Origin of the sequence: Streptomyces sp. NPDC085596 (assembly GCF_044541565.1) — a bacterium.
GTDB lineage: Bacteria > Actinomycetota > Actinomycetes > Streptomycetales > Streptomycetaceae > Streptomyces.
Genome location: NZ_JBITTC010000013.1, coordinates 23799 through 37930 on the forward strand (window position 1 = coordinate 23799; position 14132 = coordinate 37930).

13 protein-coding genes are annotated in these 14132 nt (G+C 70.9%); 7 read left to right on the forward strand and 6 right to left on the reverse strand.

Annotated elements, in window-relative coordinates:
• Positions 1 to 33: 33 nt before the first annotated feature.
• From ACIGA3_RS29485 to ACIGA3_RS29495, 3 genes are all read left to right on the forward strand, one after another.
• A complete protein-coding gene (locus tag ACIGA3_RS29485) occupies positions 34 to 1206 on the forward strand; it encodes an LCP family protein (protein WP_399721402.1) in 1173 nt (390 codons plus the stop codon).
• A gap of 233 nt (positions 1207 to 1439) precedes the next feature.
• Entirely contained in the window at positions 1440 to 3194 is a 1755-nt protein-coding gene (locus ACIGA3_RS29490) for an LCP family protein (RefSeq protein ID WP_399721404.1), read from the forward strand.
• A 113-nt stretch (positions 3195 to 3307) separates the two neighbouring features.
• The gene (locus tag ACIGA3_RS29495; RefSeq protein WP_399721406.1) at positions 3308 to 4909 is read left to right on the forward strand and encodes an LCP family protein; all 1602 of its coding nucleotides are present in this window, start codon (positions 3308 to 3310) and stop codon (positions 4907 to 4909) included.
• A 76-nt stretch (positions 4910 to 4985) separates the two neighbouring features.
• Here the strand turns inward: ACIGA3_RS29495 and ACIGA3_RS29500 are convergent, their stop codons facing one another.
• Entirely contained in the window at positions 4986 to 6014 is a 1029-nt protein-coding gene (locus ACIGA3_RS29500) for a glycosyltransferase family 2 protein (RefSeq protein ID WP_399721408.1), read from the reverse strand.
• Positions 6015 to 6284: 270 nt separating this feature from the next.
• Here ACIGA3_RS29500 and ACIGA3_RS29505 point away from each other — a divergent pair, with 270 nt between their 5' ends.
• A complete protein-coding gene (locus ACIGA3_RS29505; protein ID WP_399721517.1) occupies positions 6285 to 7655 on the forward strand; it encodes an LCP family protein in 1371 nt (456 codons plus the stop codon).
• Positions 7656 to 7670: 15 nt separating this feature from the next.
• Here ACIGA3_RS29505 and ACIGA3_RS29510 read toward each other — a convergent pair whose 3' ends face one another.
• Positions 7671 to 8219 (reverse strand): acyl-CoA thioesterase, encoded by a 549-nt coding sequence (locus tag ACIGA3_RS29510; RefSeq protein ID WP_399721410.1) that lies wholly within the window; start codon positions 8217 to 8219, stop codon positions 7671 to 7673.
• A 119-nt stretch (positions 8220 to 8338) separates the two neighbouring features.
• Here ACIGA3_RS29510 and ACIGA3_RS29515 point away from each other — a divergent pair, with 119 nt between their 5' ends.
• A complete protein-coding gene (locus ACIGA3_RS29515) occupies positions 8339 to 9607 on the forward strand; it encodes an LCP family protein (RefSeq protein WP_399721411.1) in 1269 nt (422 codons plus the stop codon).
• Between the two features lie 64 nt (positions 9608 to 9671).
• Here the strand turns inward: ACIGA3_RS29515 and ACIGA3_RS29520 are convergent, their stop codons facing one another.
• The gene (locus ACIGA3_RS29520) at positions 9672 to 10832 is read right to left on the reverse strand and encodes an acyl-CoA dehydrogenase family protein (RefSeq protein WP_399721413.1); all 1161 of its coding nucleotides are present in this window, start codon (positions 10830 to 10832) and stop codon (positions 9672 to 9674) included.
• 190 nt (positions 10833 to 11022) lie between these two features.
• Here ACIGA3_RS29520 and ACIGA3_RS29525 point away from each other — a divergent pair, with 190 nt between their 5' ends.
• The gene (locus ACIGA3_RS29525; RefSeq protein ID WP_399721415.1) at positions 11023 to 12366 is read left to right on the forward strand and encodes a UDP-glucose dehydrogenase family protein; all 1344 of its coding nucleotides are present in this window, start codon (positions 11023 to 11025) and stop codon (positions 12364 to 12366) included.
• 131 nt (positions 12367 to 12497) lie between these two features.
• Here ACIGA3_RS29525 and ACIGA3_RS29530 read toward each other — a convergent pair whose 3' ends face one another.
• The gene (locus ACIGA3_RS29530) at positions 12498 to 13004 is read right to left on the reverse strand and encodes a CGNR zinc finger domain-containing protein (protein WP_399721417.1); all 507 of its coding nucleotides are present in this window, start codon (positions 13002 to 13004) and stop codon (positions 12498 to 12500) included.
• 87 nt (positions 13005 to 13091) lie between these two features.
• On the opposite strand from ACIGA3_RS29530, the gene ACIGA3_RS29535 reads away from it, so the two are divergent.
• A complete protein-coding gene (locus ACIGA3_RS29535) occupies positions 13092 to 13451 on the forward strand; it encodes a VOC family protein (protein WP_399721418.1) in 360 nt (119 codons plus the stop codon).
• A 13-nt stretch (positions 13452 to 13464) separates the two neighbouring features.
• Here the strand turns inward: ACIGA3_RS29535 and ACIGA3_RS29540 are convergent, their stop codons facing one another.
• Both ACIGA3_RS29540 and ACIGA3_RS29545 read right to left on the reverse strand, forming a co-directional pair.
• Positions 13465 to 13728, reverse strand: a complete 264-nt coding sequence (locus tag ACIGA3_RS29540) for a type II toxin-antitoxin system Phd/YefM family antitoxin (RefSeq protein ID WP_399721519.1) — start codon at positions 13726 to 13728, stop codon at positions 13465 to 13467.
• Between the two features lie 23 nt (positions 13729 to 13751).
• Complete coding sequence (locus tag ACIGA3_RS29545; RefSeq protein WP_399721420.1) at positions 13752 to 14111, reverse strand: MerR family transcriptional regulator; 360 nt, start codon at positions 14109 to 14111, stop codon at positions 13752 to 13754.
• Positions 14112 to 14132: the final 21 nt, after the last annotated feature.

The window sequence follows — 14132 nt, forward strand, 5'->3', positions numbered from 1 at the left end:
GACGCCCGGACGACCGCGAGGGGTGGTGCCGCCGTGCCCGAGAGCGCGGACGACTCCGCCGTGCCCGGCGCCTCGGCCACCGGGGACGGGCTCGCGCGGCGGCGCCGGCGGCGGTGGCTCCGGGGCGGCGCGCTCGGCGCGGCCGTACTGCTCCTGGCGGCCGGCGGGGTGGGCTGGGCGGTGTACGCCAGGCTCAGCGCCAACATCACCCCCGACGAGGCGGCCGCGCGCGAGCTGGCCCGCTACGACAAGGAGCGGCCCACCGCGCTGGTGCGGGGCGCCCAGAACATCCTGCTGATCGGCTCCGACTCGCGGGCCGGGAGCGGCAACGGGAAGTACGGGCGGGATTCGGGCACCGAGCGCTCGGACACCACGATCCTGCTGCATCTGGCGGCCGACCGGCGCAGTGCCACCGCCGTCTCGCTCCCCCGCGACCTGATGGTGCGCGTCCCGGCCTGCCCGCGCCCGGAAGGCGGCCGGAGCGAGCCGGCGTTCGCCATGTTCAACCGCGCCTTCCAGCTGGGCGGTTCGGCGTGCACGATCCGTACCGTCGAGGAGCTGACCGGTATCCGGGTCGACCACCACATGGTCGTCGACTTCAGCGGGTTCAAGCAGATGGTGGACGCCGTCGACGGGGTGCGGGTGTGCCTGCGGGAGCCCATCGACGACAAGGCGGCCCGGCTGAAGCTGCCCGCGGGCCGGGTCACGCTGGACGGGGAGCAGGCACTCGGCTACGTACGGGCCCGCAAGTCGCTCGGGGACGGCAGCGACACCGACCGGATGGACCGCCAGCAGCGGTTCCTCGGCGCGCTGGTCGAGAAGGTGCGGAGCGACGACGTGCTGCTGAACCCGGTGAAGCTGTATCCGGTGCTGGACGCGGCGACCTCCGCCCTCACCACCGACCCCGAACTGGCCAGCCTGCGCGGCTTGTACCGGTTGGTCCGGGGACTGCGCGACATCCCCACCGAACATGTGCAGTTCCTCACGGCACCGCGCGAGGCATACGTCTACGACTCCGACCGTGACCAACTGGTGCAGCCGGAGGCCGGGGAGCTGTTCGCCCGGCTGCGCGCGGACCGGCCCGTCGAAGTGGCGGACACTTCACCGGAAACCGGCGACAAAACCCCCGACGACAACTCGGGAAAGTCCCCCTCGGCCACCCCCACGTACCGGGGCAGCACCGCCGCCGCGCACACGTGTGAGTAATCCCCACACCAAATCGGCGAACTTTTGTTCAGAGGAATGAGCGGGATTGCCCAGTTCTAGGAACGTGGAATTCGTCACCGGCGTCGCTCGACGCTGAACAGGGCGGATAGTGTGAGCGATCCGGTGCACCCGGCCCGCCAGGTTTGCCCTGCGGCCGCGCACCGTTTCACCGAGACCCGAGCGCCTACGAGGGGGAAGGCGCCGCGTGGCCCCGACGGAGGATTCGGACAACCGTGGACGCGCAAAGCCGTGGGCGGGCGGAGAACATCGACCCCGCAGACCAGTGGGTACTCAATCCGAACACCGGCGAATACGAACTGCGACTGAGTAATTCCGCACCGCAGTCACCGGTACCCTCGCCGCGGGCTTCCCGGCGGGGTCGTCCCGCCGATCCCGAAGCCGAGCGCGGCCGGGGCGGCGCGCCGGTGCGGGAGCCCCGCGAGGCGCCGGAGCGCGGCACCGAGGTGCCGCAGCCGCGCCGCCGCAGGGGCGTGGAGCCGGAGCCGCCGCCGGGGCGGCGCAACCGGCGCCCGGTGAAGAAGAAGTCGAAGGCCAAGAAGGCCGTGGCGTGGACCGGCGGCGGTCTGGCGCTGGTGCTGGTCGCCGCGGGCTCGGCGGGCTACCTCTATCTCAAGCACCTGGAAGGCAACGTCTCCGCGACCGATGTCGGCAGCGCGGCGAAGCAGGGCTTCAGCAAGGACGACGCCTTCAACATCCTGATCATCGGCACCGACAAGCGCACCGGCAAGGGCAACGACCACTACGGCGACAGGAACAGCGTCGGCCACGCGGACACCAACATCCTGCTGCACGTCGCCAAGGACCGGACCAACGCGACGGCGCTGAGCATCCCCCGCGACATGATCGTGGACGTGCCGGACTGCGAGACCAACCAGCCCGACGGCAGCAAGAAGGTCATCCCCGGCTCCAGCCAGGTCCGCTTCAACACCAGCCTCGGCCAGGAGGGCCGGGACGCGGGCTGCACGATGCGCACGGTGAAGGCGGTCACGGGCATCACGCCGGACCACTTCATGATGGTCGACTTCAACGCGGTCAAGACGCTGACCTCGGCGGTCGGCGGCGTCAAGGTGTGCCTGAAGCACGCGGTGAACGACAAGGACTCCCATCTGGACCTGCCCGCGGGCGAGTCCAAGATCGAGGGCGAGCAGGCGCTCGCGTTCGTCCGTACCCGGCACGCCTGGGGCAACCAGGGCGACCTGGACCGGATCAAGGTGCAGCAGCAGTTCATGGGCTCGCTGATGCGGGACATGTCCTCCAGCGACACCCTCACCAACCCCGCCAAGCTGCTGGACCTGGCCGAGGCCGCGACCAACGCGCTCACCGTCGACCAGGGCATCAAGACCGTGAGCACGCTCAAGGACATAGCCCTTGAGATGAAGAAGGTCCCGCCGAAGAACATCACCTTCCTCACCGTGCCGGTGATAGACAACCCGACGGAGAAGGTGCACGCGACGGTCGTCGTCGACCAGAACAAGGGCCCGGAGATCTTCGACGCCATCAACAGCGATGTCTCCTTCACCGACGTCAAGAAGAAGGAGAAGGCGGCCAAGGACGCTCTGGCCGCCCGGCTGAAGGGCAGCAGGTCGGCGCCGTCCGACGTGCGGGTGCGCATCATGAACGGCGGCGCGGTGGGCGGCAGCGCGCAGGAGACCCTGAACTGGATGCAGACCGAGAAGGCCATCCTCAAGTCGGAGAACGCGGGCAACGCCCCGGCCGAGGTGAGCAGGACGACGCTGGAGTACGCGCCCGACCAGGCGCCGCAGGCGCGGGAGCTGGCCGCTCTGATGGGCCTGCCTGGCGCGGCGCTGAAGCCGGGCAAGAGTGTCACCAACGCCCAGGGTCTGCCCACGATGTCGCTGACGCTGGGCAAGGACTTCAAGGGCGCGGGTGTCTCGCTCACCGCTCCGGCCAAGGCGCCGGAAGTGACCGACAAGTCCACGGCCGACAAGGTCGAGTGCGCCTCCTAGGTAACCCATCGGGCCCGTCGTGCGTCTAACCCGGCGCGGGACGGGCCCGTTTGCTGCGTGTGTGGTGGAAGGACGGGGAGTTGTCGCAAAGTCGGGTACGGGGGAGGGGTTCGGTGGCGCAGAACACCGGAGAACGCGCGCCGAGGGCCGGGGGCCCGCGCGACGGAGGCCCGGGGCGGGGCAGCCGGCGGCGTAACGGGAAACGGGACGGGCGGCCGGGCGGGCGGCGCGCGCTGCGCTGGTCGGCGAGTGTGCTGGCGCTGCTGATACTTGGCACGGCCGGCGCCGGTTACCTGTACTACCAGCATCTCAACGGCAACATCCAGAAGGGCGCGCGCAGCGGCAGCGACGACTCCAGGGCGCACCGTGCCCGGCCCAACGCGGACGGCCAGACCCCGCTGAACATCCTGCTGATCGGCTCCGACAGCCGCGCCTCCGCGGCCAACGTCAAGCTGGGCGGCAGCAAGGACAACCGCAGCAACCCGCCCCTCGGTGACGTGCAGATGCTGATCCACGTCTCCGCGGACCGGCGGAGCGCCGCCATGGTGAGCATCCCCCGCGACACCCGCGTGGACATCCCCGAGTGCAAGGACGCCAAGACCGGGCGGGTCTACCCGGCGACCAACGACATCATCAACACCACGCTGGCCCGGGGCGGCGCCGGCTGCACCCTGGCGACCTGGGAGAACCTCACCGGGGTCTACATCGACCACTGGATGACGATCGACTTCGCCGGTGTGGTGCGGATGGCCGACGCCATCGGCGGTGTCGAGGTCTGCGTCAACCAGAACGTCTGGGACCGCTCGACGGCCGCCCAGCGCGGCGGCTCCGGACTGAAGCTGAAGGCGGGCCGGACCAAGGTCCGGCACGAGCAGGCCCTCCAGTGGCTGCGCACCCGGCACGCCTGGGGCAGCGACGTGATGCGTGCCCGCGCCCAGCACATGTACCTGAACTCGATGATCCGCACGCTCAAGGGCCAGAACGTCTTCACCGACAGCGGCCGGCTGATGGATCTGGCGGAGGCGGCCACCAAGTCCCTGACGGTGTCCGACGAGATCAGCAGCGTCAAGAAGCTCTACGACCTCGGCATGGAGCTGAAGGCGGTGCCGGCCAACCGCATCACCTCGCTGACCATGCCCAACTTCGAGGACCCGCAGAACGATTCGCATGTGCTGCCCGTGCAGGGCAGCGCCGACAAACTGTGGCAGATGCTCCGCGAGGACGTGCCGCTCGACAAGAACGGCAAGCCGGCGAAGAAGGCCGTCGCGGACGCCGAGCCCGCCAAGGCGCCGTCGGCCGCTCCCGACCGGCTCGGGGTGCAGGTGCAGAACGGCACCCGGAGCAGCACGCTGTCCCCGGTCAGCGGGCGCGCCCGCGCGGTGGCGAGCGCTCTGGGGGCCAAGGGGTACGGCCTGGCCGAGGCGGACACCTCGGCGGCGCCGTCAGCCGACGAGACGGTGGTGCGCTACCCGAGCGCCGACCTGGAGGGCGACGCGCAGGCCGTGGCCAAGGCGCTGGGCATCCCGGCGAAGCAGGTGGAGCGGTCCACCGACGTCTCCGGGGTGACGGTCGTGGTCGGCACGGACTGGCGCACCGGGGACACCTACCCGAAGAAGGCCGCGCCGAAGGCCGGTGATCTGCCGGGCGGCACCGACGCCATCAACGGCTCGGACAAGACCTCGTGCATGGACGTGTACAAGCCGTACCGGTGGTAGGCCGTTAGGCAGTAAGGGAAAGGGCCCCTCCCGGCTGCGGGAGGGGCCCTTTACGTGTCGTCGCTGCCGGGTGCGGTCAGCGGGGTTCGAGCACCGCCGGGCGGCGGGACGCGATGACGCGCTTCGCCAGTGCCTTCGGGCTCGTCAGGAAGCCGAAGCCCCACGACATGTGCATGGTGGCCAGCGCCACCGGGATCTGGAGCCGCGCCTTGAGCGGCAGGCCCTTGCCTGCCGGTACGGAGCCCGCCGCGATGGCCGCCAGATAGCCGGCGGGGACCACGAAGCCCCACGGGGTCAGCGCCACGCCGACCACGACACCGGCCGCGATCGCGCACACGGCGGCCGGCGGGGCGAGGTAGCGCAGGTTGATGGAGCCCTCGTGGTAGCGGGCGACGACGTGCCGCCAGCGGCCGTAGTCCTTGTACTGCTTGGCCAGCGCCTTGATGCTCGGCCGGGGCCGGTAGGAGACCCGCAGCTCGGGCGAGAACCAGATCAGGCCGCCCGCCTCGCGGATGCGGAAGTTCAGCTCCCAGTCCTGGGCGCGGATGAACTCCTCGTTGTAGCCGCCCTGTTGCTCCAGCGCCTCGCGGCGGAAGACACCGAGGTAGACCGTGTCGGCGGGGGCGGCCGCGCCGCCGGTGTGGAAGGCCGCGTTGCCGACGCCGATCTTCGAGGTCATCGCGGCGGCGACCGCGTGCTCCCAGTCGTTCTCGCCCTCGGCGTGCATGATGCCGCCGACGTTCTGCGCGCCGGTCTCCTCCAGGAGCCGTACGGCGGTGGCGATGTAGTTCGGCGAGAGGATGCCGTGGCCGTCCACGCGGACCACGACCGGGTGCCGGGACGCCTTGATCGCGGCGTTCAGCGCGGCGGGGGTGCGGCCGGTGGGGTTGGGGACCGTGACCACGCGCGGGTCCTCGGCCACCAGCTCGGCCGCGATCTCGTCCGTGCGGTCCGCGGAGGGACCGAGGGCGATCACGACCTCCATGTCGCCGGCGTACTCCTGCGCGAGGATCGCCTGGACGGCTCCGCGCAGATGCCGCTCCTCGTTGAGCACGGGCATGATCACGGACACGGCGGGGTGCCGCACATCGGGCTTGGCGTTCATAGGGGGCTCACGTTACCGCGAATGGGGGACACCGTTGCGCGCCGCCGCGGCCGCGACGCGGGCTGGAGATCGTATCGACCTACGGTTCTCACATTCCCACGTACGGCCGCAGCCCGGAGGTGTCCCTTGCCCAGACCGCCTCGGCCCCCCTCCCCCTCCGCCCGAGGTGCGGGAGGTGCGGGTGGTGCCCCCAGGCCGCCGCGCCGGCCGCGGCCGGCCGGCCGGGTGCGGCGGGGTCCGCTCGCCAGGAAGCGGCGGCCGCGCTGGGCGGTGCGGGCGGTGACCGCGCTGTCGGTGGTGGTGCTCGCCTCCGCCGGGATCGGCCACGCGGTCGTCACCGGCCTGGACTCGGGCATCGCCCGGGTCGACGCCTTCAAGGACATGAAGAACCGGCCCCGCGCGGGCCACGGCATGAACGTCCTGCTGGTCGGTACCGACGGCCGGGACAAGATCACCGAGGCGGAGCGGCGCGCGTACAGGCTGGGCGGCGCGCCCTGCCACTGCACGGACACGGTGATGATCGTGCACATCTCGGAGGACCGGGAGCGGGCCAGCGTGGTGAGCCTGCCGCGCGACTCGTACACCGAGGTGCCCGAGCACATCGACCAGACCACCGGTGAGCGGCACCACTCGCACCCGATGAAGCTGAACGCGGCGTACGCCGAGGGCGGGCCGCAGCTCACCGTGCGCACGGTGGAGGCGATGACCCATGTGAAGGTCGACCACTATCTGGAGGTCGACTTCACCAGCTTCATGAAGACGGTGGACGTCCTCGGCGGGGTGAAGATCTGCACCCCGAGCCCGCTCAAGGACTCCTACACCGGGCTCGACCTCGCGCCCGGCCCGCACACCCTGGGCGGCGGCCAGGCACTCCAGTACGTCCGCGCCCGGCATGTGGACGGGGCGAGCGACCTGGGCCGGATGCAGCGCCAGCAGCGGTTCATGGCCGCGCTGATCGAGCGGGCCACGTCCTCGGGGGTGCTGTTCAACCCGATGCGGTTCCGGGACGTGACGCGGGCGGTGCTGGGCTCGGTGCGGGCGGACAACGGCTTCGGCGCCGACGAGCTGCTCGACCTCGGGCGGGCCATGCGGAACTTCTCGCCCTCGTCCTCGGAGTTCACCACCGTGCCCATCGGACAGATGGGGTACGCCGTCAAGGGCCTGGGCTCGACCCTGAAGTGGGACCCGGTCAAGTCGGAGCAGCTCTTCACCAACCTGCGCGACGACAGGCCGCTCGCCGCGCACCCCCCGAAGAAGGGCCCGGCGGCGACGACCGTCGAGGTCGACCCGCACTCGGTCCGGGTCCGGGTGGAGAACGGCACCGGCACGGCGGGGCTCGGCCGGAAGGTGGACGCGGCGCTCGCCGCGACCGGCTTCGCCACCACCCGGCAGCCGGTGACCGGGCACCCGGTCGCCCGCACAGTGATCTCCTACGACCCCCGCTGGGACCGCTCCGCCCGCTCCCTGGCCACGGCCCTCCCCGGCAGCGAATTGCGCGCGGTACCGGGCCTCGGCCCCATCCTCCGGGTCACGGCGGGCGCCGACTACAAGTCCGTACACCCGGTCAGGGCCCCCCAGATCGCCGAGCCGGACGCGCCGGTGGTCCGGGGCGACGAGGTGGTGTGCTCGGGCCGGGCGTGACGAAGGCCCGCGGGTTCAGTCCGTGATGCCCTCCGCCGCGCGGCGTTCGCGGAGCTCGCGGATGGCGCGCCTGCGGGCCAGGCGGTGGGTGCGGCGGATCTGGGCCTCCTGGTGGCGGCGGCGGTCGCGCTCGGTCTCCGGGATCACCGGGGGTACCTGGCGCGGCTTGCCGTCGGCGTCGACACCGGTGAAGACGAGGTAGGCGGAGCCGACCTGGGTGGGCGGCGCGGACTCGTTCCAGCGCTCGGCCAGGACCCGTACGCCGATCTCCATGGAGGTACGGCCGGTCCAGTTCACCTGGGCCTTGACATGGACCAGGTCGCCCACGCGCACCGGCTCCAGGAAGACCATCTCGTCCATGGACGCGGTGACGGCGGGGCCCCCGGAGTGGCGGCCCGCCACGGCGCCCGCGGCGTCGTCGACGAGCTTCATGATCACACCGCCGTGCACCGACCCCAGAAGGTTGGTGTCGTTGTGGGTCATGATGTGGCTGAGGGTGGTGCGGGAAGCGGAAGTGGGCTTGCCCGGAATCTCCGGAGAAGCGGCCGGCGCCTGGTCTGTCATGTCCCCCACCTTATGCCGAAGCCGCTTTCGCGGAATTTATGTCGGGTTCGCAACAGAGGCGCTCCGATTTTCCGACAACCCTTGTGGGGCATCCGGCGGCACCCTGCACACTGGGTCGCATGAATGACTGGCCCGAGGGATGGTCCGACGACGAGCGCGGCCCCCGCTACGGACGCGGCAGCGCCGGTGCGCAGCCGGAAGCCCCACGCGTGATGCGGCAGGTACGCCGCCCGGCCGCGCCCCCCGGCCCCGGTGCGCCGCAGTACGGCGCCGGGGTGCCGAGGCAGCCGTCGTACGTCGACGGCCAGGGCCATGACGGCTACGACAGCGGTTACAACACCGGCCAGGTCTACGGCGGCGGCGCGGGCGGCCCCGGCGCCCCGGCCGGCACCCGCGCACCCCGCCCGGCGCCGAACTGGGGCCGCCGGATCAAGGTGGGCACGATCACCCTGGCCGCTGTGCTGCTCGTCACCTCGGTGGCCACCTACTTCTGGGCCGACTCCAGGCTGAACCGGGACGTCGACCTGTCCCAGGTGATCGACCGCCCGTCGGAGGGCGAGGGCACCAACTACCTCATCGTCGGCTCCGACAGCCGCAAGGGCATGACCAGCGAGGACAAGAAGAGACTCCACACGGGGTCGGCCGAGGGCCAGCGCACCGACTCGGTGATGATCCTGCACGTCGGTTCCAACGGCGACACCCTGATATCGCTGCCCCGCGACTCCGACGTGGTCGTCCCCTCCTACAAGGGCTCCACCTCCGGCAAGGTCTACCCCGCGAGCGGACGGCACGCGAAGCTGAACGCGACGTACGCCGAGGACGGCCCGACCCTGCTGACGCGGACCGTGGAGTACAACACCGGGCTGCGCATCGACCACTACGTGGAGATCGGCTTCGCCGGCTTCGCCAACATCGTGGACGCGGTCGGCGGCGTCGACATCAAGATCGACAAGGGCTTCAAGGACAAGTACTCCGGCGCCGACTTCCAGGCGGGCGAGCAGACCCTCAACGGCGAGCAGGCCCTCGCCTTCGTCCGCACCCGGCACGCCTTCGCCGCCTCCGACCTGGAGCGGACCAAGAACCAGCAGAAGTTCCTCGCCGCGCTGGCCCACCAGGTGGCGACCCCGTCGACCGTGCTGAACCCCTTCAAGTTCTATCCGACGATGGGCGCGGGCCTGGACTCCCTCTCGGTCGACAAGGACATGGGCCTGTTCGACCTGGCCTCCATGTTCTGGGCGATGAAGGGCGTCAGCGGCGGCGAGGGCAAGTCGATGAACATGCCCGTCTCCGGCTCCGTCGGCGGCAACCTCGTCTGGGACAAGGCGAAGGTGAAGACGCTGGTCGACCAGCTGAAGAACGACGAGAAGGTCACGGTCTCGGGCAACTGAGCCGACCCCGGACGTGACGAAGGCGCCTCCCGGCACGACAGGGAGGCGCCTTCGCCGTGTCCGCCTACTTCGGCAGGTTCCTGGCCATCACGACGCGCTGGACCTGGTTGGTGCCCTCGTAGATCTGGGTGATCTTGGCGTCGCGCATCATGCGCTCCACCGGGTAGTCACGGGTGTAGCCGTAGCCGCCGAGCAGCTGGACGGCGTCGGTGGTGACCTCCATCGCCACGTCCGAGGCGAAGCACTTGGCGGCCGCGCCCTGGAAGGTGAGGTCGGCGTCGCCGCGCTCTGAGGCGGCCGCGGCCTGGTAGGTCAGGGCGCGGGCGGCGGCGATCTTCATCGCCATGTCGGCCAGCATGAACTGGATGCCCTGGAAGTCGGCGATCGGCTTGCCGAACTGCTTGCGCTCCTGGACATAGCCCTTGGCGTAGTCCAGGGCACCCTGGGCGACACCGAGGGCCTGGGCGGCGATGGTGATGCGGGTGTGGTCCAGCGTCTTCATCGCGGTGGCGAAGCCGGTGCCCTCCTCGCCGATCATGCGGTCGGCGGGGATGCGGACGTTGTCGAGGTAGACCTCGCGGGTCGGGGAGCCCTTGATGCCGAGCTTCTTCTCCGGGGCGCCGAAGGACACACCCTCGTCCGACTTCTCGACCACGAAGGCGGAGATGCCCTTCGAGCGCTTCGTCGGGTCGGTGACCGCCATCACCGTGTAGTACTCGGAGACGCCCGCGTTGGTGATCCAGCGCTTCACGCCGTTGAGCACCCAGAAGTCGCCGTCGCGGACCGCCTTGGTCTTCATGCCCGCCGCGTCCGAACCGGCGTCCGGCTCGGAGAGGCAGTACGAGAACATCGCGTCGCCCTTGGCGAGCGGGCCCAGGTAGTTCTTCTTCAGCTCCTCGGAGCCGGAGAGGATCACCGGGAGGGAGCCGAGCTTGTTCACGGCCGGGATCAGCGAGGAGGACACGCAGGCGCGGGCCACCTCCTCGATCACGATGACCGTGGCGAGCGCGTCGGCACCGGCGCCGCCGAACGCCTCCGGGACGTGGACCGCGTGCAGGTCGCCCGCGACCAGGGCGTCCAGCGCCTCCTGCGGGAAGCGGGCCTCCTCGTCCACGGCGGCGGCGAACGGCGCGATCTTCGCCTCGACCAGCGAGCGGACGCTGTCGCGGAGCATGTCGTGCTCCTCGGACGGGCGGTACAGGTCGAAGTCAGCCGATCCGGCCACGGTCTCTCACGCTCCAAAGACACAGTGAAACTGACGCTAATTACCGTTAAGTAACTGAAGTTTAGAGCGCCGCCACCGGCCCGCATAGGTGAGCTTGGCGACAGCGGGAGATTTCCCCCGGCCGAGACACCCCGTGGGGCACGACTATGCTCGGGGGCCGCATCATCGACGTACCCCGTCTGGAGCACCCATGAGCCTCAAGATCACCGTGATCGGCACCGGCTATCTCGGCGCCACACACGCCGCGGCCATGGCCGAACTCGGCTTCGAGGTGCTGGGGCTGGACGTGGTCCCGGAGAAGATCGCGATGCTGGAGCGGGGCGAGACCCCGATGTACGAGCCGGGCCTCGACGAGCTGCTGCGCAAGCATGTCGCGGGCATCGAGGGCTCGACCGGCCGGCTGCGCTTCACCACCGACTTCGCCGAGGTCGCGGAGTTCGGCGACGTCCACTTCGTCTGCGTGAACACCCCGCAGAAGCACGGCGAGTACGCCTGCGACATGAGCTACGTCGACTCCGCCATCGCCTCCCTCGCCCCGCATCTGCGGCGCCCGGCGCTGGTCGTCGGCAAGTCGACGGTGCCGGTCGGGTCGGCCGACCGGCTCGCCGCCTACCTCGCCGAGCACGCGCCCGCCGGGGCCGACGCCGAGCTGGCGTGGAACCCGGAGTTCCTGCGCGAGGGCTTCGCCGTGAAGGACACCCTGCACCCGGACCGGATCGTGGTCGGCGTGCGCGGCGAGCGGGCGGAGAAGCTGCTGCGCGAGGTGTACGCGACTCCGCTCGGCGAGGGCACCCCGTTCGTGGTGAGCGACTTCCCGACCGCCGAGCTGGTGAAGACGGCCGCGAACTCCTTCCTCGCCACCAAGATCTCCTTCATCAACGCGATGGCGGAGGTGTGCGAGGCCGCCGACGGCGACGTGGTGAAGCTGGCGGAGGCCATCGGGCACGACGAGCGGATCGGGAAGAAGTTCCTGCGCGCCGGGATCGGCTTCGGCGGCGGCTGCCTGCCCAAGGACATCCGGGCGTTCATGGCGCGCGCCGGTGAGCTGGGCGCCGACCAGGCGCTCACCTTCCTGCGCGAGATCGACTCCATCAACATGCGCCGGCGCGGGCAGATGGTGGAGATGGCGCGGGAGGCGCTCGGCGGCGGCTCGTTCCTCGGCAAGCGGGTCGCGGTGCTCGGCGCCACCTTCAAGCCCGACTCCGACGACGTCCGGGACTCGCCCGCGCTGAACGTGGCCGGTCAGATACACCTCCAGGGCGGCCAGGTCACGGTGTACGACCCCAAGGGCATCGAGAACGCCCGCAGGCTGTTCCCGACGCTGGGCTACGCCGAGTCGGCGCGGGAGGCGGTTCGGGGCGCGGACGTGGTGCTGCACCTGACCGAGTGGCGGGAGTTCCGCGAGCTGGACCCGGCGGAGCTGGGCGAGGTCGCTGCGGCGCGAATCGTGCTGGACGGGCGTAACGCGCTGGACCCGGAGCCGTGGCGCAAGGCCGGCTGGACGTACCGGGCGATGGGCCGCCCGACCGCGTAACCCTCTTCCTCTGCTTCTCCACGACGCCGGTTCGGCCGAGGCTCAGTCGGCCGAACCGGCGTCTGTGCGCATTGTGCACCACTTGGCCGCGAGGCGGCCGGGGAACCCCCCTCGCCTTACCTGTCCTTGGCCTACCCGTCCTTGGCCCGGTAGCGGCGCATCTTCGCGCGCGCCCCGCACACCTGCATCGAGCACCAGCGGCCCCGCCCGGCGGGGCTGCGGTCGTAGTACGCCCAGTGGCAGGTGGGCGCCTCACACGCCTTGAGCCGCTGCCAGGTGCCCTCGACCAGCGCCCCGGCGACGGCGGCGGCGACGCGGGAGAGCAGCGGGCCGGTGTCGGCGGGGGCGAGGGCGGCGGAGCCGTCGCTGTCGTCGACGGCGACGAACAGCGGGGCCCGGGACAGCAGTTCGCCGAGCGGGGCGACCGTGGCATGCGGTGGGTGTCCGGCGTGCGCGAGGAGGGCGGCGCGCAGCGACTCGCGCAGCGCGCGGGCGGTGTCCAGCTCGCCGTCGCCGATCCCGAGGCCCGCGCGGCCCTCCGCCGTGTCGAGCGCGTCCCGGCCGCTCTCGATGTCCAGGGTGTTCACCAGGGACTCCACCAGGGCGAGGCTGCCCGGCGCGGCCGATCTCTCACTCATGCTTGCGACGTTACCCCTCATGCGGGACCATGAGGTAACCGTTACCGGTAACCGAGCTTTACGAGTAACGACTCCAAGGAGGAAGTCATGGCTCTCGCCGAGCTGGGCGCGGTCGTCCTGGACTGTCCCGACCCCCAGGCACTGGCCGGTTTCTACGCCGAGATCCTGGGCGGCACGGTGGAAGGGGACGCCGACTGGGTGGACCTGCGCACCCCCACCGGCCGGACCCTCGCCTTCCAGCGCGCCCAGGGGTACGTCCCGCCGTCCTGGCCCGCCCCGGACGCCTCCCAGCAGTTCCACCTGGACCTCACGGTTCCCGACCTGGACGAGGCCGAGAAGCAGGTCCTCTCCCTGGGCGCCAAGCCCCTGGACACCGACGCCCCCGACCGCACCTGGCGCGTCTACGCCGACCCGGCGGGGCACCCGTTCTGCCTGTGCGCCTGCTGAACCCTCCGGCGGGTCAGCCGAAGTGGTCCGGGCCGTCCAGCGACTTGGTGGCGGCAGTGGCCGCCCCCTTGTCGCGGGCGACCGCCTCCATCAAGCGCCGGGTGTTCGCGGGCGAACGCAGCAGATACACCGTTTCCTGCCAGGACTCGTAGTCCTCCGCGGACATGAGGATGGCGCCCCCTGCCCTGGAGCTGATCCGGACCGGCGTGTGGTCGTCGTTGACCCGCTTGATCAGGGAATGCAGATCGCGGCGTGCCTCACTGACACTTACGTTCATCGTCTCGTCGCCCTTCTCCGGCATCACTCGCCCCCCGCCGCCTCGATGACCCCGTCCAGGGTGTCGCGGGTGCGGTGGAGGTCGGTGAGCAGGCGGTCGATGCGAGTGCGTTCCTCGGTGAGGTCGGCCAGGAGTTTCGGGGTGGCCCGCTCCGAGGGGCCGCCGTCCTGGTCGCGCATGCAGGGGAGCAGGTGGCGGATGCGTTCGCTGTGCAGGCCCGCCGCGTACAGCTCCTGGATGCGCACCACACGGTCGACGGCGGCCTCCGGGAACTCCCGGTGGCCGCCGGCCGTGCGCTCGGCCGCGAGCAGGCCCCGGCTCTCGTAGTAGCGCAGCGACCGCTCGCTCACTCCGGTACGCCGGGCCAGTTCACCGATCCGCACATCCGCCTCCCCAGGGCTTGA

What these genes read in the sequence shown, in the direction of transcription:
- ACIGA3_RS29500 (WP_399721408.1), bottom strand. Translation starts at nt 6,014, where the DNA reads ATGAACGCCAAGCCCGATGTGCGGCACCCCGCCGTGTCCGTGATCATG.
- ACIGA3_RS29510 (WP_399721410.1), bottom strand. Translation starts at nt 8,219, where the DNA reads ATGACAGACCAGGCGCCGGCCGCTTCTCCGGAGATTCCGGGCAAGCCC.
- ACIGA3_RS29515 (WP_399721411.1), top strand. Translation starts at nt 8,339, where the DNA reads ATGAATGACTGGCCCGAGGGATGGTCCGACGACGAGCGCGGCCCCCGC.
- ACIGA3_RS29525 (WP_399721415.1), top strand. Translation starts at nt 11,023, where the DNA reads ATGAGCCTCAAGATCACCGTGATCGGCACCGGCTATCTCGGCGCCACA.
- ACIGA3_RS29530 (WP_399721417.1), bottom strand. Translation starts at nt 13,004, where the DNA reads ATGAGTGAGAGATCGGCCGCGCCGGGCAGCCTCGCCCTGGTGGAGTCC.
- ACIGA3_RS29535 (WP_399721418.1), top strand. Translation starts at nt 13,092, where the DNA reads ATGGCTCTCGCCGAGCTGGGCGCGGTCGTCCTGGACTGTCCCGACCCC.
- ACIGA3_RS29540 (WP_399721519.1), bottom strand. Translation starts at nt 13,728, where the DNA reads ATGAACGTAAGTGTCAGTGAGGCACGCCGCGATCTGCATTCCCTGATC.